This window comes from Pseudomonas syringae (assembly GCF_000737245.1).
GTDB lineage: Bacteria > Pseudomonadota > Gammaproteobacteria > Pseudomonadales > Pseudomonadaceae > Aquipseudomonas > Aquipseudomonas syringae_J.
Map to the genome: position 1 here is coordinate 61,875 of NZ_JPQU01000032.1, position 22,316 is coordinate 84,190.

Annotated in this window: 11 protein-coding genes; 8 read left to right on the forward strand and 3 right to left on the reverse strand. The window is 60.2% G+C overall.

The features are described from left to right. Positions 1 to 2 precede the first annotated feature (2 nt). Entirely contained in the window at positions 3 to 404 is a 402-nt protein-coding gene (locus IV01_RS13935; RefSeq protein WP_032628308.1) for a YbaN family protein, read from the forward strand. A gap of 152 nt (positions 405 to 556) precedes the next feature. Here the strand turns inward: IV01_RS13935 and IV01_RS13930 are convergent, their stop codons facing one another. Continuing rightward, the gene (locus tag IV01_RS13930) at positions 557 to 3,520 is read right to left on the reverse strand and encodes a retention module-containing protein (RefSeq protein WP_032628309.1); all 2,964 of its coding nucleotides are present in this window, start codon (positions 3,518 to 3,520) and stop codon (positions 557 to 559) included. Between the two features lie 421 nt (positions 3,521 to 3,941). On the opposite strand from IV01_RS13930, the gene IV01_RS13925 reads away from it, so the two are divergent. Genes IV01_RS13925 through IV01_RS13915 form a run of 3 tightly spaced genes read left to right on the forward strand, consistent with a single transcriptional unit; the run spans position 3,942 to position 8,855 of the window. Continuing rightward, positions 3,942 to 5,297: a TolC family outer membrane protein gene (locus IV01_RS13925; RefSeq protein ID WP_032628310.1), complete on the forward strand. Its 1,356-nt coding sequence runs from the start codon at positions 3,942 to 3,944 to the stop codon at positions 5,295 to 5,297. A 32-nt stretch (positions 5,298 to 5,329) separates the two neighbouring features. Further along, positions 5,330 to 7,492, forward strand: a complete 2,163-nt coding sequence (locus IV01_RS13920) for a type I secretion system permease/ATPase (protein ID WP_418903529.1) — start codon at positions 5,330 to 5,332, stop codon at positions 7,490 to 7,492. Positions 7,493 to 7,505: 13 nt separating this feature from the next. Further along, positions 7,506 to 8,855: an HlyD family type I secretion periplasmic adaptor subunit gene (locus IV01_RS13915; protein WP_032628313.1), complete on the forward strand. Its 1,350-nt coding sequence runs from the start codon at positions 7,506 to 7,508 to the stop codon at positions 8,853 to 8,855. A 404-nt stretch (positions 8,856 to 9,259) separates the two neighbouring features. Here the strand turns inward: IV01_RS13915 and pap are convergent, their stop codons facing one another. Both pap and IV01_RS13905 read right to left on the reverse strand, forming a co-directional pair. Then, positions 9,260 to 10,756: a polyphosphate:AMP phosphotransferase gene (gene pap, locus IV01_RS13910; protein ID WP_032628315.1), complete on the reverse strand. Its 1,497-nt coding sequence runs from the start codon at positions 10,754 to 10,756 to the stop codon at positions 9,260 to 9,262. Positions 10,757 to 10,973: 217 nt separating this feature from the next. After that, entirely contained in the window at positions 10,974 to 15,581 is a 4,608-nt protein-coding gene (locus IV01_RS13905; RefSeq protein WP_032628316.1) for a dermonecrotic toxin domain-containing protein, read from the reverse strand. 229 nt (positions 15,582 to 15,810) lie between these two features. On the opposite strand from IV01_RS13905, the gene mnmC reads away from it, so the two are divergent. The 4 genes from mnmC to IV01_RS13880 all read left to right on the forward strand — a co-directional run bounded on the left by mnmC (position 15,811) and on the right by IV01_RS13880 (position 22,172). Then, positions 15,811 to 17,787: a bifunctional tRNA (5-methylaminomethyl-2-thiouridine)(34)-methyltransferase MnmD/FAD-dependent 5-carboxymethylaminomethyl-2-thiouridine(34) oxidoreductase MnmC gene (gene mnmC, locus IV01_RS13895; protein ID WP_032628318.1), complete on the forward strand. Its 1,977-nt coding sequence runs from the start codon at positions 15,811 to 15,813 to the stop codon at positions 17,785 to 17,787. A gap of 171 nt (positions 17,788 to 17,958) precedes the next feature. Continuing rightward, the gene (locus tag IV01_RS13890) at positions 17,959 to 18,627 is read left to right on the forward strand and encodes an ABC transporter ATP-binding protein (RefSeq protein WP_032628320.1); all 669 of its coding nucleotides are present in this window, start codon (positions 17,959 to 17,961) and stop codon (positions 18,625 to 18,627) included. 1 nt (position 18,628) lies between these two features. Continuing rightward, a complete protein-coding gene (locus IV01_RS13885) occupies positions 18,629 to 21,109 on the forward strand; it encodes an ABC transporter permease (RefSeq protein WP_032628321.1) in 2,481 nt (826 codons plus the stop codon). 10 nt (positions 21,110 to 21,119) lie between these two features. Continuing rightward, positions 21,120 to 22,172, forward strand: coding sequence for a lipocalin-like domain-containing protein (locus tag IV01_RS13880; RefSeq protein WP_080290288.1), 1,053 nt, complete (start codon positions 21,120 to 21,122; stop codon positions 22,170 to 22,172). The last annotated feature ends 144 nt before the right edge of the window (positions 22,173 to 22,316 follow it).

Consider the following 22,316-nt stretch of genomic DNA (forward strand, 5'->3'; position numbering starts at 1 on the left):
CTATGGCGCAAGATTCGCCGCGCACGAGTCGTAATCGATTCGTGCGCTATGCACTTCAGGGCGTTGGCTGGTTAAGCGTGGCTTTGGGAGTGATCGGGATTTTCCTGCCGATCCTGCCTACCACGCCTTTTCTGTTGCTGGCCGCCGCCTGTTTTGCCCGCAGCTCCCCACGCTTCTATTGCTGGCTGATCAATCACAAACGACTTGGCCCTTGGATCCGCGACTATCTCGAAGGCAACGGCATCCCGCTCAAGGGCAAGGTCTACGCCATCGTCACCATGTGGCTAAGCATTGCCCTCTCCTGCTATCTGGTTCCACTGCTGTGGGCCCGGATTTTCATGCTGAGCAGCGCGGTGCTGGTGACGATTTATATTTTGCGGCAGAAGACGTTGCGAAAGCCCTGAGCCGGGCGGCCTTGCTCTACCTTCTGCGGCTGACGACGTGGGACCGGCTTCAGCCGGGAAGAGGCAAGTACATCCACTCTCTTTTTTCGTCTGAGATGCCGCCTTCCCGGCTGAAGCCGGTCCCACGTCGCTCCCCGCGCCTACCTTCCCACTCACACCACATCCGCGCGCATCGAATGATCACTCAGCATCCCGGTAATGATGGCTGCAGCATCTGCGCCGCCCGCAACCATACCGCCCGCTCCGGCCGTCACGCCGTACTGGTTGGCCAGGTCGACACCGGCCAGGTCAATGGTTTGAGCGGAGCCGATTTCAATGGTCGAGACAACACTGTCGCCACTGCCGCTGACTTTGAACTGCAGAAAATCATCCAGCGAATCCGTTCCCGCCCCCAAGCCTTGCAACAGCTTCGACAGGTCCAGAGTGTCGGCGCCGACGCTGAAATCGGTGACAAGATCCTGCCCCACATCCCCCGCCAGCCATTTGAACGTGTCGTTGCCGCCACCGCCGGTGAGGGTGTCGTTGCCAAGCCCGCCGATCAGCACGTCATTACCCAACCCGCCGTTGATGAGGTTGGCTTCGTAATCCCCGGTGAGATGGTCGTCGAAATTCGAGCCGATCAGGTTCTGGATGTCGATCAAGGTATCGACGCCGGCCCCGCCGGTGTCCTGCGGGTCGGTTTGCGCCGTGCTGACGGTTATGTCCGATGAGGCCAGCTCATAACTGACGGTGTTGTTGCCCGCGCCGCCATCAAGCACGTCATTGCCGGGGCCGCTGAACAGGATATCGTTGCCGTTATCGCCGTACAGAATGTTGTCGCCCGCTCCGCCACTGAGCACGTCGTTGCCATCGCCGCCGTGCAGGCTGTCGTCCTGGTTGCCGCCCAGCAGTACATCGTCACCCGTGGTACCCAACAACGTGCAGCCTTCCTGATAGTTGATGGTCAGCGCCGCAGAGTCGCTGCCGCCGTGAGCATCGTTGACGGTATAAAGGCTTTCGTAGGTCGGCGTGTTATCCACGGCGCTGTAGTCGATGGTAAGGGTAAGCGAGTACTCCACTGAGTGATGCGCTTCCCCCTCGTCCGGTTGGTTGACCAGCAGGATGCGATACACGCCGTCCTCGGTAGCGGTGAAGGTGCCACTGGCATCCAGCAGCTGGAAGTCGCCTTCGCCCATTTGCCAACCCACACCAATGTTGTCCCCGCAATTGCCGAGGGCGACGCTGACCGTTTCTCCGGCTTTGAGGTTCACGCTGTACAGATCCTGCGCGTTGGCCGCAGAGGCGTCATCAGCCCCCAGATAACCGTTGAGCACCACCAGCGCAGTCAGGTTGCCAGCGTTGAAAAAATCACTGCGTTGCAGGTTGTTCAGCTGATTGCTCAGCTTGTTCTGATGGCCGGAAAAATCCAGGGTTTTCAGGCAATCATTGGAGAACCCTGCCCCGGCAGCTTGCCAGCCGGTACTGAAAACAGTCGGGGTAGCGTTCAACGGGTCGCCGTTTGCCGAGATATCGTTGGCAACCAGCAAGGCCGAGGGCACTTCAATGGAAGGAGCAAGCACGTTGGTGATCACGTGATCAGCCACTGCGGTTGGCCCTTGGGGGTCGATGACAGGAGCGCCAGGCACGTGGATTACCAGCTCGGCGCTGGCCAGATCGTGGTCGTTGTCACTGATCACATAACCGATGGTTTCGGTCAGCGCGACGCCACTGGAATCAAGCGAAGGCGTATAGCCGAACACCCCGGTAAGCATGTTGACCGCCAATGACGAACCATCGTCGCTGGTGACGAAAAGCACATGGGTCGCCGGGTCGAAAACCGGGTCAGGTGCACCGGGGCTGACACTCAGCCCGGATTGCGGGTCATAGCTATAAGTGACGCCGTTGAAGCAGATCGAGCTTACAAAGCCGCCATCCGCACCAAAAGTCCCGCCGTCCAGCAAACTTCCCCAGGTGGCGACTGGCGTGACGCCGTCGCAGGACAGCTCAGTGCTCGCGGTCAACTCAACATTTGCCGCCACGGGCACATCGTCAATGATGCCGATTTGCAAAGTGCTGTTGCTTGAATCGCCATCAGCATCCTGGGCCGTCACAGCAATGGTTTCGCCCGACAGGTTCGTGCCGTCGCCATCGGCGTGGGTCGCGGCGCCTACCAGCGTGTAGCTGTAAGTGACCAGACCGCTGGCCGGATCGTAATGGGTCACGCTGAACGTATTGCCGAGCGGTGTTTGCGTGCTCTGTGGAAAACTGGCCACCACTCCACCATCGATGATGATCAACCCACCGACCACCAGGCTTTGCAGACCATCTGCCGCAGACACACTAAAGGTACCGCTCTGGGTCAGTGCGGCCGGATCGCTGGCCGAGCCATCGCACAGATTGGCTTCATTGAGGGTCAACGCACCGCCGGACAGCTCCACGCCATGATCTACAGGCGGATCGATCGGCGGGACTATAACGGGAGGCTCTACCGGCGGTTCCACAGGAGGCTCAACCGGAGGTTCGACAGGCGGTACCACGACTGGCGGCTCAACAGGTGGATCAATGGGCGGGGTCACTACAACCGGCGGTTCAACCACAGGTAGCACGGCTATAGGCGGCGAATCCGCCGACGTCCCGCGCTGCCCTTCGATGTGCCCTTCGGGAAATATCGGGACGGCGCCCAGACCTTCGGTAGGAAAGCCGATGTCCGGTGTCACTTCTCCCCCCACCTCAGTCAGCATCATCGCCGAATGCCCGCCGCCCTGGGACGTTCCATCCGCCACCGGGGGTGTCTCGGCGGGCGTCGCTGTCTGGGCATTACTGCCGGTATTGCCAGCCTGCTGCACTTGGGCGAGGTCCGCAGGCTGCGCAAGCGTCGGCGTCAGTTCATCTGCGGTCGCGATGTGAGCGCTGTGATGGGTGAGTAATTGGGGGGTGAGCTGCAAACTGCTGCTGCGCCCAAGCGTCAGTTCACCGCCTGCGGCCAGATTGACGGCGACTGCACCACCGGCTCCGGTTTGCAACTGCTCGCCAGCAAACAATCGGTCTCCCTCAATCACGAGTCGACGGCTGCCATCGCTGGCCACCGCGAACACGTCACCTACCACTTGTCGCACTGTCCCAATCACCCCGACCATATTCCCTCCTGATTTCGCAACAATCCGCTTCATTCCCGTTACAGCAGAGTCTGATCTGCTGGCTCTATATCGGTCATCAACTCCGACAATTTATAAAACGACAAAATTACGTCACACCTGAGACAGCCACTTATTTCCTTATAAATCATGAGAATATGGACGCGTCATGATTTTGCCGAATTACCGATGCTATACATTAAATGCTTATAAACCACTGTATTTGCTTGGCTTGCTTCAAACACAATTACTCGAATATCGAAAAATCCCTAAGTCTTTTTCGGCATAAGGTTTATGAACAAATCGTCTTGCTTTCCCGCAAAGTTATTCTTAGCTGTGATGTTACAAACCTGATACGGTTTTAGGTGAGCGAATCGTCAGTTTTTTGGCAATCCAGTTAATTATTACTTAGGGAGAAGTATTCATGCGCGATTTGACCCCGCTCTACAGTGCAGTTGTGTTGGCGGTGGCCTGTGCCCAAGCGCAAGCCATGTCCTTGAACGAAGCCATCCAGAACACCATCGACAACCACCCGGAAATTCACGCCAGCAAAAACGATCGGCTGTCCGCTGACGAAGAAGTGAATGTCGCCAAGGGCGGGTATCTACCGAAGGTTGACCTGGTGGCTGCCTACGGCAGACAGCGCACCGACAATCCCACCACCCGCGCGCTTTATGGCCATGACGAGCGCAGCCTGAACTACACCCAATCGGAATTGCGCCTGCGCCAGTTGCTGTTCGATGGCTTCAACACTCCCAATGAAGTGGGGCGCACCAAAGCGGTGGTCGACTCCCGGGCTTACTACGTTCAGGGCACGTCTGAAACCCTCGCCCTGCGTGCCATCGAGGTTTATCTGGAAGTGCTCAAGCGTCGTGAAATGCTGACTTTGGCGAAGAACAACCTGCAGGCGCACTTGCGCATTAACGACCAGATTGGTTTACGCACCGAGCGTGGCCTGGGCAGCACCGCCGACCGCGACCAGTCAGCGGCACGCAGAGCGTTGGCGGAAAACAATTTCTACACCGCACAAGTGGACCTGGCGGATGCCGAAGCCAACTTCTTCAGCGCGGTCGGGCGCATGCCGGATGAACTGGAGGCCCCGCCATCAATCAAGGGCGAAGTGCCGTTGAGCCTGGATGCGGCGAAACAAAGCATGTTGCTCAACAACCCGTATCTGAAGTCCGCGCAGGCCGATGTGAACGCCGCCGAGAAACAGTACGAGATTGCCAAAGCGCCGTTCTACCCGCGCTTCGATGGCGAGCTGGCAGTCGGTGCCAACAACAATCTGCAAGGCGAGGAAGGCCACGACAACGAATGGCGAGCCGCAGTGGTAATGAACTACAACCTGTTCAACGGCAACCGCGACAAGGCCCGACTGCGCGCTGACTCCTACAAGACCGGCCAGGCCATGGACATCCGCAACAACGCCCTGCGCATGCTCAACGAAAACCTCTCGCTGGCCTGGAACGCTATGACCAATGCCCGCCAGCAGACCCCCGCTGCCCGTGAATACGCGATGACCACCACCCGGGTCCGCAGTGCTTATCAGGATCAGTTCGGCCTCGGCCAACGCACCCTGCTGGATCTGCTCGACAGTGAGAACGAGCTGTACAACGCCAACCGGCGCTACACCGAAGTGCGTTACACCGAAGAGTTCGCCATGTACCGCGTGTTGGCCACCGAAGGCGAGTTGTTGCGCAAGCAGCGGGTGGTGTTGCCCGCCGAAGCCGTTGCCCTGTCGGATGTGAAAAGTGACGTTCGCCTGCCGGAAATGAAATAGCCCACCGCCTCGGGAGTACGCCTGTGACCACCATGGAACTGCCCTTACCGCTCGACCCTCGGACCAGCTTCGATAGGCCGTTGCTGGATGACCCGTTGCTCGACGGCCTGCTGATCCTGTGCAAGTTGCATGATTGCGCAGTCAGTCGCACCAGCCTCAGCGGCGGCCTCCCCCTCACCGGGCAACGGCTGAGCATTGATCTGTTACCCCGTGCAGCGGCGCGAGCCGGTTTGCAGGCACGCTGGCTGCGCCGCGAACTCAAGGCAATCGACACCCTGAGCCTGCCGGTTCTATTGCTGCTCGACGACCAGCGCTGTGCGGTGCTCCGAAGTTGGGGCGATGACGGCCGGGCATTGATCCTGCCTTGCGAAACAGACGGCGGTGAGCAATGGATAGCGGCCGAAGAATTGAGCAAACGCTATAGTGGCCAGGCGCTGTTCGCACGTCCGCGCCACACCCTGGAAGACCTGCGCGCGCCGCTGGTGCCGAGGGTCAAAGCCTGGTTTCGCGACACCCTCAAGCTGTCGCGCGGGCTGTACAGCGACGCCATTCTCGCCAGCCTGCTGATCAACGTGCTGGGCCTGATGGTGCCGCTGTTTGTGATGCAAACCTATGACCGCGTCGTGCCCAACCAGGCCACCTCGACGCTCTGGGTTCTGGCCATCGGTTTGCTCGTGGGCACGCTATTCGAGCTGGGCTTGCGGATGATCCGTGCACACCTGCTGGATCAGGCCGGGCGCAAGACCGATCTGATCCTGTCCGCGACCCTGTTCGAGCGCATCATCGGCATGACCATGAAAGCCCGCCCGGCAACCGTCGGCGGCTTTGCCCAGAGCATTCACGACTTTCAAGGGCTGCGGGAATTTCTCACCGCCGTCACCCTGACCAGCCTGATTGACCTGCCCTTCGCCGTCTTGATGCTGGTGGTGATCGGCTTGCTGGGCGGCTGGCTGGTGTTGATCCCGCTAATCGCCTTTCCGCTGACCATGCTGTTTGCCTGGATCATCCAGATAAAGTTGCGCGATACCGTGGAAAAAAGCCTCAGCCTCGGTGCGCAACGCCAGGGCCTGCTGATCGAAACCCTGGGTGGCCTGGAAACCCTTAAAGCCTGCGGCGCACAGAGTCAGCGTCAGCATCAGTGGGAAACCACCCACGGCGCCCTGACCCGGCTCGATGGCCACGCACGCAATCTGGCGGCGCTGGCGAGCAATGGCACGCTGTTCGTCCAGCAGTTCTCGGGGATGGCAACCATCGTCGCCGGGGTGTACAGCATCATCGCCGGTAGCCTCAGCGTCGGTGCGCTGGTCGCCACTTATATGCTCGGCAGCCGGGTGCTGGCGCCGCTTGGGCAAATTGCCGGTTTGATCACTCGCTACCAGCAAGCGCGGCTGACCATGAGCAGCACCGACGCCCTGATGGCTTTGCCTCAGGAACGTCAACCGCTGCAAAAGCCGCTGGAGCACGGGGCGTTGCTGGGCGCATTGACCCTTGACCAAGTCAGTTTTCGCTACACGGCAAAAGGCGGGGCAGCGCTGTCCGAGGTCAATGTGCGGATTCGCCCTGGTGAACGCATCGGCATCATTGGCCGCAGCGGTTCAGGTAAAAGCACTCTGGCGCGCTTGCTGATGGGTTTTTATGAGCCGGATGAAGGGCAAGTGCTGCTGGACAACCTGGACCTGCGCCAACTGGACGTCAGCGAGGTTCGCCAGCAGATCGGTTACGTCGCCCATGACCTGCCGCTGCTGGCTGGCAGTCTGCGTGACAACCTGACGATGGGCGCGCGCCAGACCAGTGATTCACGAATGATCGAAGTAGCGCGCATCACCGGCGTCGATGAGCTTGCCCTGCGCCACCCCCAAGGCTTCGACCGGCCGGTGGGCGAGCGTGGCCAACTGCTTTCCGGAGGTCAGCGCCAGGCAGTTTTACTGGCTCGGGCCCTGCTGCTGGACCCGCCGATTCTGCTGCTGGACGAACCTACCAGCCACATGGACAACGCCAGCGAAGACCAACTGCGCCAGCACTTGTACAACCTGCTACCCGGCAAGACGTTGCTGCTGGTCACCCATCGCATGTCGATGCTGACCCTGGTGGATCGCCTGCTGGTCATGGACAACGGCAAAGTCGTCGCCGACGGTCCCAAGGACGCTGTAATCCAGGCTTTGCGCAACGGCCAGGTTGGCCCCGCCCAGGTTTAAAGGAGATGCACCCATGCCCGCCATACATACCCCTCGCTACTTCAATCCGCGCCTGCGTGAAGAAATTGAATTCATGCCGTATCTCGCGGGCGCCATGGCCCAGGACACACCGCGCAAATCACGCATGACGGTCTGGGTGGTGGCAGTGCTGATGCTGACGGCGCTGATCTGGGCAAAATACGCCGTCCTTGAAGAGGTGACCATGGGCGAAGGCAAGGCTATTCCCTCCAGCAAGGTGCAAGTGATCCAGAATCTGGAGGGCGGCATCGTGACCGAAATCTTTGTTCGCGAGGGCCAATTGGTCAACAAGGGCGAAACCCTGTTGCGTCTGGATGACACGCGCTTTCGCTCGAACAAGGGCGAGAGCGAGGTGGATCGCTACACGCTGACCGCGCAGGTCGAGCGGCTATCGGCGGAGGCTGAAGGACGACCGTTCAAGCTGCCCGCCGAGGTGATTGCCAAAGCGCCTCAGGTCGCGGCCGACGAGCTGGCGCTCTACCAGTCCCGCCAGCAACGCCTGCGCAGCGAACAACGCACCCTGACTGAACAACTGCGACAGAAGACTCAGGAACTGGCGGAGTTTCGCGCCAAACAGGAGCAATACCGCAACAGTCTCGGGCTGGTCCAGCAAGAGCTGAACATGTCGACGCCGTTGGTGGCATCAGGAGCTGTGTCGCCGGTGGAGATTCTGCGGCTCAGGCGCAGTGCGGTGGAGATACGTGGGTCGATGGATGCCACAACACTGGCGATTCCCCGGGCCGATTCGGCGATCAATGAGATCAAGAGCAAAGTGCAGGAATCGGAGTTCGCCTTTCGCTCCGACGCCTCTAAAGAACTGAACGAAAAGCGCTCGGAACTGGCCAAGATCACCGCGACCAGCATCGCTATTGATGACCGAGTGACGCGCACCACGGTGGTTTCGCCGGTACGGGGCGTCGTCAAGATGCTCAAGGTCAACACTATTGGCGGCGTGGTCCAGCCTGGCAGCGACCTGGTAGAGATCGTACCGCTGGAAGACAACCTGCTGATCGAAGCCAAGGTGCGGCCGCAAGACGTGGCCTTTTTGCATCCGGGCCAGAAAGCCATGGTCAAGTTCAGTGCCTACGACTACACGATATACGGTGGCCTGCCTGCCAAACTCGAACTGATCGGTGCCGACACCACCACGGATGACAAGGGCAACAGCTTCTACCTGATCCAGGTCCGCACCGATCGCAACCACCTGGGCAGCGACGCCAAACCCCTGTTGATCATCCCCGGCATGACCGCCACGGTGGACATCATTACCGGCGAAAAAAGTGTCCTGGATTATCTGTTGAAGCCGGTATTGAAAGCCCGGACCGAGGCGATGCGGGAAAGGTAGGTTTCTGCCTGACGCACAGCGTCATCATTCATCGCGAGCAAGCTCGGCTCCTACAGACGATGACTGACCTGTGGGAGCGGTGCTTGCCCGCGAATTGGGCGACGCGGTCTGTCAGGACACACCGCATCATCGTTCTTCGCGGGCAAGCGCGCTCCTACGGATCACCAAAACCTGTTGGAGCGTGTGGGCGGCATTCCGACTTGCCCGCGATGCAGGCGCGGCGGTGCATCAGGCATACCGAGTCACCCTTAATCGCGAGCAAGCTCGGCTCCTACAGACGACCGCGTTTCCATGTGGGACCGGCTTTAGCCGGGAAGAGGCGAGTAAATCCACTGCATATCTATCGACTCATATGCAGCCTTCCCCGATAAAGCCGGTCCCTCGGGAACTGTGCAACCCTCAAACTACTTCTTCTTATCCCGCGCAAACGCTGCTTCCAGCGCTTCGTTCAAGGTGCGCAATACCTTGACCCGTGCCCAGCGTTTGTCGTTGGCTTCGACCAGGGTCCAAGGTGCGATTTCGGTGCTGGTGCGGTCCACCATGTCGCCTACCGCATCGCGATATTGAGGCCATTTTTCGCGGTTGCGCCAGTCATCCTCAGTGATTTTGTAGCGTTTGAACGGGATCTTCTCCCGGGCCTGAAAGCGCTCCAACTGGGTTTTGTCATCAATGGCGAGCCAGAATTTGACCACCACGATATTGGCCTCGGTGAGTTGTTCTTCGAAGTCGTTGATCTCGCCGTAAGCCCGCAACCAGTCGGCCTCACTACAGAACCCCTCGATCCGCTCGACCAGCACCCGCCCATACCAGGAGCGGTCAAAAATGGTGAACTTACCCCGCGCCGGAATATGCCTCCAGAAGCGCCACAAATAAGGTTGCGCTCGCTCGTCCTCGCTGGGGGCGGCGATCGGCACGATGTTGTAGTGACGTGGATCAAGAGCCGCAGCCACGCGACGGATCGCCCCGCCCTTGCCGGCGGCGTCATTGCCTTCGAACACGGCCACCAACGCATGTTTGCGCATGCGCTTGTCACGAATATTGCCCGATAACCGCGCCTGCTCGGTGATCAGTTGTTCCTCGTAATCGTCCTTGCTGAGGTTGAGGCTCATGTCGAGACTGCCCAGCAACGTCGCTTCGCCCTGCTTGGGCGCGAGCGGCCCCAAGGTCAGCGTCTGAGGTTTGGCCTTGTGAGCCTTGAGCGCAGCCTGCATGCCTTCCAGCAGCAAACGGCCGACGGTGAGGCTGCGATAGTTCGGATCAAGACCCTCGATGACATGCCACGGTGCATAGTCGCGGCTGGTGCGACGCAGAACCCGTTCGCCATAGCGCACGAACTTGTCGTAAGTCTTTGATTGCTGCCAATCCAGCGGACTGATCCGCCAGCTGTGCAACGGGTCGTCCTTGAGAAGTTTGAGCCGTGATTTCATCTGTTTCTTGGACAGGTGAAACCAGAACTTGAAGATCAGCGCGCCTTCGTCGGTGAGCATCTTTTCCAGGCGCTCGGACGCATTGATCGCCTGGTCGAGCACCGGCTCCTTGAACAACCCATGGACGCGGCCCTGAAGCATCTGGCTGTACCAGTTACCGAAGAATATCCCCATACGCCCTTTGGCAGGCAGTTGCCGCCAGTAACGCCAGGCCACGGGATGGGCCAGTTCTTCATCGGTCTGTTGATCGAAGGTGCGCACTTCGATGAAGCGTGGGTCCATCCATTCATTCAATAGCTTGACAGTCTCGCCCTTGCCCGCGCCTTCAATACCATTGATCAGTACGATGATCTGGCGCTTGCCCTGTTCATGCAGATCGTACTGCGCATCAAGCAAGGCCTCGCGCAACGCCGGGACTTCAGCGTCATAGGTTTCCTTGGCAATGACGTGACCGATTTCAGCGGATTCGAACATGCAGGTGTTACCTCTCATAGCCAACGCATGGTTCACGGATACACCGGACCTGTGGGAGCGGTGCTTGCCCGCGATGAGGCTGGGCGCAATTCACGGTAGATCGCGTCCAGCCTTATCGCGGGCAAGCACCGCTCCCACAACGCCTGGCGCTCGCAATGAGGTTGAGACTAACCCAGCCCCGACAAAGTTGCCGGGGCTGGATCAACTCAAGTGATACTCAAAACCATTTTTGCCTCATGCTGCTGGTCAATTGCTCCAGCAGGGCTTTCTCGGCAGCGTTGAGGCTGGCGATCAAGGTTCGGCCCTGGCGGTCGTATTCATCGGGATCCGTGGGAGGATTCTCTTCCAGGGCATCCATCTGTGCCCTGATCGACGCAGTGGCGCGGGTCAACTCAGCCTGATGCTCTGTGCGCAGACGCTCGTTCCAGCGCCGGTCAGCCACGGCATAATTCACGAACTCATCACCGGCTTCACGCTCCAGCACCTGACGGCGCGCGGCAAGAATCGCCTGACGATCCACCGAGGCCAGACGACTCCAGGCCATGCTCAAGGGTTGCCCGGGCAAACTCAAATCACTGGCCAGACCGATACGGTAGGCCATGCGCACTTCCGCCTCATCGACCTGTATACCCCGAGCCTCGCGAACGAGGATTTCCATGTCGGCGATGGCCTGCACTTCGTTCAGGCGAAATAACCCGCGAATCGCGCGGAATAACACTTCAGTGTGCTGCGCCTCAGGCACGCCTTGAAGTTCATTACGGGCATACACCGCCACCTGAATGTCGCTGAAAATCAGTCGCGCGCCGTCTTCGCAGGTCTGGTCGGCACCGAACAGCCGATCATTGGCCATGATCTCCAGTTCAGCCCGCAACACCGGGTCAGCTGCTGCCGCATCAAGCACTCGCACCACGTCATTCGCCAGCTCCTCATGAAAACGCTTGAAGTCCGGTGCTTCGTGAAGCCGCTGCAACAACACCAGCAAGTTAGGAGCATCGCCCGCTGTTTCAACCTGCTCCCAGGCAATGCGCAACCTGGAATTCAATTCGCTGCGGCCTTCCACCAGCCAGATGTCCAGGACTGGCAAAGGCGGCACATATGGCGTATGGCCTGCGTTGTGCAAATGCCAGTCTGAATCATCGTCCGATGAACTCCCCTCATCGCTGGTGGTGGTATCGACCACCAGATCACGAATGTCCTCGGGGAAGTTGCACTCAAGCCGATAGGCCATGTCGTAGCCCCGATCATTGATCCAGAACAGGCGCAGGTCTTCATGATCGAAGGGGTTGTCATAGCCGTGAATGGTCAGTTGGGACAGTGCGTTCTGGCTGTTTTCCACAATGTGATTGGGCAAATGTACGATCTGGTTATCACTGATATCCAGCGACCGCAGCCCGAGCGTCTCAGCCCAGGCAGGCCATTGGGTGAGCCCTGTTTCGTTCAACCACAAGGTCGAGAGGCGAAGACGTTCTATATCCGTGAAAGCGCCGATGACATTACCGGAGAGGTCCAGCTCGTCCAGGTTCGGGATGCGCATGAACAGATCAAAAGCGGCCTGATCGATGGTCAGCCTCATGCCCTCCAGGGACAAATGCGTCAGCTCCTGCATACCCGCCAGCCCCTCCGGCAATTGCGCAAGACCGCCACCCAGTATTTCCAGACGCCTGACTCGCGGAAAGCGCCCCAGCAGGCGGTTTATGTCCTCAGCGCCACCGGTGACTCTGCTCAGGGTCAGGTAGTTGATTTCCGCATAGTGCTGGGGCAAGTCAGGCATATCGGAAAATCCGTTGAAATCCAGGCCCTCAAAGAGCAGATTGCTCGAATGCATCGGCGACATCGAGTCACTGAAACGCCACGCCCGGCCGAGGGCGTCAGCGACGGATCGGCGGACCGCAAATCGCTCGCTACTGATGGCCGGGCCCGGCCCGATCGGGTGGACCCAACCCTCAAGCGCGCTGTGCAGGACTTCCCAGGACTGCAATCTGGCCCGGGTCGCCTCCAATATTTGCGGGATGCTCCAGCCTCTGAACATCAGGTTCTGCACGTGGACTTCAAGGCTCGGGGCTTCCGGATAAAGCACCGTCAGCATCGCGATCAGCTCGTCAGAGCTGGGGGGCAAATCGGGCAGGAATGCTCCAGCACCTCGCCCGCTCATTTCGTAGCCGAAACGACGATCTGCCAGCCGTGCAGGGCCGCGAAAACCGGGGGTAATTTCCTCAAGCCCGAGGATCTTGGCAACACGCTTGCGCTGGGACGTTGCATCACTGGCGAGCCGTTGGCGGAGCGCAGTTGCATCAGCCAGGCCGCTGGTGCTCATCACGCCTTCAGGCATGGCAGCCTCAGCGGCGGCGTAAAAGTTGTCCTGAGTGACAAGCACCTTGCCCGACTGATCGCATACCGCGTACCGGCTGCCCTGCTTGACCAGGATCCGCCGCTGCGTCGCTGAGCGCTCGCCAACCCCATCGAGCAAAGGCTCGCCGAAAGCGCCATCATGCAGCTCGATTCGCAGGTCCTTCGGCCAGCCGGGCAACTGTTCCAGACCGTGCAGGGCCAGTTTCAAGGTATCGGCGTTGTCGGACCGTGTTTCCAGGAAAAAACCCTCAAGCGCCTGATTGATCCGGACCTCCTGCAGATAACCGCGAGCCCTGCCGGCAATACCCAGGGGCACGGTCTGCATGGTTTGCATCGTTGTTCGCTGCTCCGTGCTCGCCTCAAGCAGCAACTCGCGAGCCGCCGCCGAAGTCATGCCCGGGAAATCACGTTTAATCAGCTGCACCAGCGGATCACTGCTGGCTTCGCGCCGCTGGTTCAGGCGCTCGAACAGCACCTGCGGCTGCCCGTCCCTCATCTGCAACACCCGCTGATTGAGCTCGAAACGCTCGATGGCATCGGTCAGGGCGGCGGGCGGTACCTGGTTCTCCAGATGCAGAGTGGTCAGTAAGGTCTGGTCAGTCCCAGTCACTGCCATTACCTCCTCAGCGGCTTTCTGCGAGAGACCGGCAACGGAATAGCCCAGACGCCTGAATGAGGTTTGCAGATCCCAGTGCAGTGGGTTTTCCCCATCGTGACGCCAGGCACCTGCGCCGTTGTGATTCAGCTGCGGCGTAAATCTTTTGCCGCGCGGCGCCTTCAGTCGCCATTTGTTCAGGGCCGTATCCAGCTCTACTCGATAAAACCGGCCCTCTATGCCGATGTAATCAGTGCCCTCATAGTTGAAAACGCCTTCGGCGCTGGGCTTCATGCCGGTGGGCAACAGCACATCCGCGGTGAAGGGCGTCAGGTCCGGCGACCACAGACGGGTCTGACCATCGGCCAACTTGACCGGGATCATCTTGCCGACAAATGCAGAGTCCTTGATCGCCGGTGTTTCGGCGGGCAACGCGGCTTTACCCGCAGCGGCGAACGCGGCCAGCATAGCCAGGTTCTCCGCGACGCTGGCCAGGTGTTTGAGCGCCTCATCCATATCGTGGTGGGCCCAGGCTTCAATACCTTCGAAGGTGTCCACCAGTAACTGCGACCCCGCCACGACCATCATCACTTCGCCCAGCACCGGCACGTACAGCGCCGCAAGATTGACGGCGTTCATGCCCAGTTCCAGATAATGGGCAAGACGCTTCTGGCGAGAGGCCCGGTCCTCATCACCAGTAGGCACCGCCAGCGCGCGGGCATCGTCCTTGATGCGCAACATTCGCTGAAAATGGAAATACTCCAGCAGCGAATAAGGGATCTGCTCGACCTCCAGTTTCAGATCGGCATTTGGGTCCACTTCGGAGACCACCCACTGGCGCGGGATCAGCCCCGTATCCCCCGGCACCGGACGCGTGCGTCGTGGGGTCAGGCAATCGCGAAGCTTGCTGATGAACTCGGCCCTGCGTCGTTGCGCGACAAAGCCGGCGAAGTACTGCTGATAACCAACATCGCGCAGCTTTGAGCGCAGCAGCTGCATGAACTGATCCAGCGAGTCGTACTCTTTAAGCGGGGCAGTCGGGTCGCCGGGGACATACACCACACAGCCGCTCAATCCTCGGGGTTGAAACACCAGCACATCGCGCAGGGTAAACCCGAGGAGTTTCAGGTACTGGATGTCCACCGGCCAGACAGACTTTCTTGCCGCCCAGTGCTCCGTCGCCGCCAGGATGGAGTCATACGCTCCCCCGGACAGCACCTCCGGCCCACGCATAAGGGCCAGATGTGCATCCACCTGCAGCGCATTGCGCATTTGCTGGCTGAGCAGATTCTTGATCTGCGCCGCATTAAGCCCCTTCGATGGCACAGCGCGGGCGACCGGCTCCAGCACAGCCTTGATATGCGCCTGATAGCGGCCACCCAGATCCAGCTTGCGACACAACGCCATGAACTTCGCTGGCGCGATCTTCAACGGATGGGGATAGCTGGTTTTCGCCGCCAACGTCGCCAGATTGGGCGTGCCATGAAAGATCACTGAATCGGCCGTTACGGCATCGACTTCTTCCTCATGAAAGTTCTGCAAAGCCGCCTGCAGCAACGATTGCACAGTAAAGCTGCGCTCCACTAGTTTGCTCGGCAAGGGCAACAGGCTGTCGGCAAACGTGACATGACGAAAATGATCGCGATCGACATCCAGCCCGAAGCCGAAGTGTTGCTCCAGAGCGTTGGCTAATAGAGGCCTGGCGAAGGTCGTGAGGTCCTGCAAACCGCTCAAAGCCTGGCGCATCTGGCTGCGCAGGTGATGGCTACGCAGCATGTCGCGATGCAGCCGCTCACGCAGCTCGGCCGTGGTGTAGACGTACCAGGACGGCACACTGGTTTTGATGAATGAATGATGAATCCGGGCTGCTGGTTGGCTCATTGCTCAACTCCTTTTGAAAGAGTGAGCACGTGATCAGGTTTGGCGCTTTGAATGGCAGTAGATAAATACCGCACGGTCCTCCGTTGGAGCGAGGCTTGCCCGCGAAGAACGATAACGCAGTCTGTCTGACACACCACAGCGGCTTTATCGCGGGCAAGCGCGCTCCTACGGATCTGCGCATCCACAGACTGCGCTACCATAGCGACCCGCCTCCATACCGAGCCAAACCGTGACCATCACCCGCCATGCCCAGATCGACTGGGACGAACAGGGCAACCCCCACTCCCGGGAGTTTTCCGACGTCTACTTCGCCACTGGCGCCGGCCTTGAGGAAACCCGCCATGTATTTCTGGTGCAAAACGACCTGCAAGCGCGCTTCAGCGCATTGCCGGCGAACGGGCGACTGGTGATCGGCGAAACCGGCTTTGGCACCGGGCTGAACTTTCTTTGCGCCTGGCAACTGTTTGCCGAATGCGCACCGCCCACCGCGCGCCTGCACTTTGTCAGCGTCGAAAAATTCCCCCTGAGCCGCGTCGACCTGCAAAGGGCCTTGGACCTTTGGCCGGAACTGTCGCCCTTTGCCGAACCTTTGCTTGAGCAATACGTCGCCATCCACGAAGGCTTCCAGCGTCTGGTATTCGACGCTGGACGCGTCACTCTGACCCTGCTGATCGGCGATGTGCTGCAGATGCTGCCGCAACTGGACGGGCAAATAGACGCCTGGTTTCTCGACGGGTTTGCCCCAGCAAAAAACCCTGAAATGTGGACCCCGGAACTGTTCGCCGAACTGGCCCGACTCGCCGCGCCGAATTCGACGATTGGCACCTTCACCAGCACAGGTTGGGTCCGGCGTGCCCTGAACGCTGCGGGCTTCAAAATGAAACGTGTACCGGGTATCGGCCACAAGTGGGAGGTACTGCGCGGCACCTTTCTCGGCTGGCCGGAAGAAGCCGCGCCCGCGCCTACGGTTAAACCCTGGTTCGCCCGCCCTGCGCCGGTCACTGGCGAGCGCAATGCCATGGTCATCGGCGGCGGCATGGCCGGTTGCACCAGCGCTGCAAGCCTAGCGGCAAGGGGTTGGCAGGTCACGTTGCTGGAGCGTCACAACGGTATCGCCCAAGAAGCTTCGGGCAATCCTCAGGGCGTGCTGTACCTGAAACTCTCGGCACACGGCACCGCGTTGTCGCAGCTGATCCTCAGTGGCTTTGGTTATACCCGCCGTGCTCTGGAGCGTCTGCAACGGGGTGTCGACTGGGACGCATGCGGGGTACTGCAACTCGCGTTCAATGACAAGGAAGCCCAGCGTCAGGCGCAACTGGCAGCGACGTTTCCCGAGGAGTTGTTGGGTCTCGTGGACAAACCGACCGCTGAAGTTCGCAGCGGCGTGGCACTGGCCAGCGGCGGTCTGTTCTTCCCTGAAGGGGGCTGGGTGCATCCCCCTGCGTTGTGTCGGGCAGCCGTTGATCATCCGAATATTGATCTGAAGCTTCATCAGAATGCACTGGAGTTGCGCCGCGAATCGGGCCAGTGGCAAGCGTGGGATGGCGACATTTTGCTGGCCAGCGCCGAAGTGGTGATCCTCGCGGGAGCGGCAGATATCAAGCAGTTCCCGGACAGCGCCAGCTTGCCGCTCAAGCGCATTCGCGGGCAGATCACCCGCCTTTCGCAAACCGCCACCAGCAGCGAACTGAGCACCGTGGTGTGCGCTGAGGGCTACGTCGCCCCGGCGCGTCTGGGCGAGCACACCCTGGGCGCCAGTTTCGATTTCACCAATGAAGACCTGAGCCCCACCACGGCTGATCATCTGGGCAACTTGCAGCTTTTGCAGGAGATCTCCGGGGACCTGGCTGAACGGCTCGGCGCAGCGCAATTGCCAGCAGAACATCTGCAAGGCCGGGCGGCGTTTCGCTGCACCAGCCCGGATTATCTGCCGATCATCGGGCCGCTGGCTGACAAGAACGCGTTCGTTCGGGCTTATGCGGCACTGGCTAAAGATGCGCGCCAGACCCCAGACGCGCCCTGCCCGTGGCTCGATGGCCTGTACATCAACAGTGGCCATGGCTCAAGGGGTTTGATCACTGCGCCGCTGTGCGCAGAACTGCTCGCCGCGTGGCTCGACAACGAACCCTTGCCCCTGCCCCGCAGCGTGGCCGAAGCCTGCCATCCGAACCGCTTCATGTTGCGGGAGTTGATTCGGGGGAAATAAGGACAGTGCACACCCTTTGGGATATGACGACGTGGGAGCGAGGCTTGCCCGCGATAAGGCTGGACGCGGTTCACTTTAGAATTTCGGTGCCCTCATCGCGGGCAAGCACCGCTCCCACAGGTGACTCGCACGCCTGCTATCCTCCCTTCTCCCCAAAAATCGAGCCAACCCATGCTTGAAGTAAAAAACGTCTTCAAGAGTTACGCCACCGCTCAAGGCCCGCTGGCGGTTTTGCGTGGGGTTGATCTGCGCCTGGCCAACGGCAGCAGCCTGGCCTTGATGGGCGAATCCGGGAGCGGCAAAAGTACCTTGCTGCATCTGGTGGCCGGGCTGGATCAGGCGGATGCGGGTCAGATCGAGATCGCCGGGCAACGTCTGGACCAGATGAACGAAGCGCAACTGGCGAACTGGCGGCGCACGGAAATCGGTCTGGTGTTCCAGCAGTTCAACCTGATCGGCAGCCTCAAGGTCGAAGATAATCTGGCGTTCCAGGCGCGGCTGGCCGGGCGTTTCGAGCCGCAATGGCAGGCGCAACTGGTTGAGCGACTGGGCCTGGGGGATTTGCTCAAGCGTTATCCCGAGCAATTGTCTGGCGGACAGCAACAACGGGTCGCAATAGGTCGTGCGCTGGCGTCGCGCCCCGGCTTGCTGCTGGCTGATGAACCCACCGGCAACCTGGATGAAGCCACCAGCGACGAGGTCCTGCAATTGCTGCTGGATTTGCTGGCCGATAGTTCCACCAGCCTGCTGATGGTCACCCACAGTCCGCGGGTTGCCGAGCGACTTGCCCAAAAAGTGATCCTGCATCATGGTCGCCTGGCAACCGGGTGCGAGGGCTGAGATGAAGGTTTTCTACTGGACCCTGCGCGCCCTGCTCAGCCATTGGCGACGGCACCCGGTGCAATTTTTCAGCGTACTCACCGGCTTGTGGCTGGCGACCGGATTATTGACCGGCGTGCAAGCGCTCAACAGCCAGGCGCGGCAGAGTTACGCCCAGGCCAGCCAGTTGATCGGCGGCGAACCGCAAAGCAGCCTTGCGACGGCCAGCGGTGCTGCGTTTTCTCAAAGCCTGTTCGTCAGCCTGCGCCGTGCGGGCTGGCCGGTGTCGCCAGTGGTGCAAGGGCGCATTACCCTTCAAGGGCTTGAAGATCGCCGCCTGCAACTGATGGGCATCGAGCCGGTGTCGTTGCCCAGTGGCTCGGCGGTGGCCGGGCAAACACTGGATACGCGGCAGATCGTCGACTTTCTCACACCCCCAGGACAAACCTGGATCGCCACCCAAACCTTGCAGGCACTGGGGCTGCACGAAGGTGATCAGCCGAGGACCGCAGACGGTAAAAGCCTGCCGCCGTTGCGCAGTCGGGTTGATATGGCACCGGGCGTGCTACTGACCGACATCGGTTTCGCCCAACCCTTGCTGAACATGCCCAATCAGCTCTCGCGCCTGCTGCTACCCAAGGATTTCGCTGCCAGCAACCCGGCTTTACCCACCGACTTGAACGAACAATTACAGCTCAAGAAAAGTGGCGACGAAAACAATCTGGCGCGTCTCACCGAAAGCTTTCATTTGAACCTGGACGCTCTTGGTGTGCTGGCGTTTGTGGTCGGACTGTTTATCGTGCATGCCGCTATCGGCCTGGCCCTCGAGCAACGTCGCGGACTGCTGCGCAACCTGCGCGCCTGTGGGGTCAGCGCCAGAATGCTGATCGCAACCCTGGCCGTGGAGCTGGGCGTGCTGGCGTTGCTCGGCGGTCTACTGGGCGTCGCCAGCGGTTATCTGTTGGCCAGTCTGTTGTTACCGGATGTCGCCGCCAGCTTGCGCGGGCTGTATGGCGCGGAAGTGGCCGGCCAGCTGAGCCTCAGTCCGACCTGGTGGCTCGGCGGTCTCGGTTTGAGCATCCTCGGCGCGCTGCTCGCCGGGGCCAATAGCCTGCTGCGGGCAGCACGTATGCCGTTACTGGCGCTGGCCAACGCTCAGGCCTGGCACCAGGCGCATAGCCGCTGGCTGCGCCGCCAGGCCTGGGTCGCCGGGGTTGCTGCCGTAGCGGCACTCGCCGCACTGCTGTTCGGTGACAGCCTGAGCAGCGGTTTTGTACTGATGGCGGGGTTGTTGTTGTCGGCCGCGCTGGGTCTGCCGGTGCTGCTTAACGGATTACTCAATGGATTGCTCGGGCGCAGCCGCTCGGTACTCGGCCAGTGGTTTCTGGCTGATTGCCGCCAGCAGTTACCCGCACTGAGCCTGGCACTGATGGCCTTGCTGCTGGCGCTGGCCGCCAACATTGGCGCGGGCAGCATGACCTCTGGCTTTCGACAGACCTTCGGCAACTGGCTGGAACAGCGCTTGACCGCCGAGCTTTACGTCACGCCGCAAAACGCTGCACAGGCGCCGCTGATGCAGGACTGGCTGACGCAACAACCCAATGTGGAAGCTGTGCTGCCCAACTGGCAGGTGCCTATCCAACTGCAAGGCTGGCCAGCGGATTTGTTCGGTGTGGTGGATCACGCGACCTACCGCGAGCACTGGCCGTTGCTGGAGTCGGTCAGTGGCGATCCTTGGGAGCAACTGACCAAGGGCGACAGCGTGATGCTCAGTGAACAATTGGCCAGGCGCCTCAAGCTGAAGGTTGGGGACACCCTGATCATTCCTGCGCCCGGCGCTCAATGGGCACCACGCATCGTGGGCATCTACGCCGACTACGGCAATCCCAAAGGCCATTTGCTGGTCAATGCCGAGCACTTGCTCCGGCACTGGCCACACTTGACCGCCAACCGCTTCAACCTGCGCATCGACCCCGTTGCAGTGCCAGCACTGATCAGAGAGCTGCAAGACCGCTTCGCGCTGGATGACAACCACATCATCGACCAGACCCAACTCAAAGGCTGGTCGACGCAGGTGTTCGAACGCACCTTCGCCGCCACCGCCGCTCTGAACAGCCTGACCCTGGCGGTCGCTGGCATCGCCCTGTTCATCAGCCTGCTGACCCAGAGCCAAAGCCGTCTGGGGCAACTGGCCCCGCTGTGGGCGCTAGGTGTGACGCGCCGGCAATTGATGCTGCTCAATCTCGGCCAGACCTGGCTGTTGGCGGTGTTGACGCTGATACTGGCGTTACCGTTAGGGCTGCTGTTGGCCTGGTGTCTGGACGCGGTGATCAATGTGCAGGCTTTTGGCTGGCGCTTACCGCTGCATATCTTCCCGGTGCAATTGCTTCAATTGGCGGGTCTGGCGTTAATGGCCACCCTGCTCGCCTCGGCATGGCCGCTGCTGAAGTTGTTCCGCACCCGGCCTGCCGATCTGCTGAGGAGCTTTGCCAGTGAAGCTTAACGGGCTGCTCATGCTGCTGCTTCTGGCCCTCGTCGGCTGCGATCAGCAAACCACACCTGAACAGGGTTTCGCGGGGCTGGGCAATCAGGCTGAACAGTTCACGCCCGTTACGCCAGGCCGCGCGTTCGCCTTCCCGCAGGATCACGCTGCACATCCGGGTTTTCGCATTGAGTGGTGGTACATCACTGCCAATCTCAAGGACGAAAAAGGACAGGATTTCGGCGTGCAGTGGACGCTGTTTCGCAATGCCCTGCGCGCAGGGGATCAGGGTTCGGGGTGGAATGAAGGGACGATCTGGATGGGCCATGCCGCTGTCACCTCGGCGACCCGACACTACGCCGCCGAACGTTATGCCCGAGGCGGCGTCGAGCAAGCCGGAGTCAAACTGGCGCCCTTTTCGGCCTGGATCGATGACTGGTCCATGAGCAGCGACACTCCAACAGCAAACCCTCTCGCCAGCCTGCAACTACAGGCCAAGGGAGCGCATTTTGCTTACCGGTTGCACCTGTCCTCCAGCAAGCCGTTGGTGCTGCAAGGTCAACAGGGTTTCAGCAAGAAGTCCGAACAGGGACAGGCTTCCTACTATTACAGCCAGCCGTATTTCGAGGCCAAGGGCGAAGTGACCCTCGACGGCAAACGCTATCAGGTCAGCGGCCCGGCGTGGCTTGACCGCGAATGGAGCAGCCAGCCGCTAACGGCCAACCAGACCGGCTGGGACTGGTTCTCGGTGCATCTGGAAGGCGGCGATGAACTGATGCTGTACCGCATGCGCCAGAAACAGGGTGAGCCTTACCTGACGGGCACCTGGATCAGCGCCAATGGCAATACCGAGCAATTGAACGCCAAAGACATCAGCCTTGAGCCACTGGCAGACACTGAAGTCGCCGGGCACAAAATGCCCACCCGCTGGTCCGTGAAAATCCCCGGCAAAGGATTGGATATCATCACCGTCGCGCTGAATCCCAAGGCGTGGATGGACTTGCAGATCCCTTATTGGGAAGGGCCGATTACCTTGAGTGGCAGCCACAACGGCGTGGGCTATCTGGAGATGACAGGGTATTGAGGGGTGCGCGGTGAGCGTGTAGGAATGCGCTCGCCCGCGATGCAGCGTAACGCGAGAGACGTGGGACCGGCTTCAGCCGGGAAGGCGGTATTTCAGACGATAAAGATCGGGTGGATGTACTGGCCTCTTCCCGGCTAAAGACAG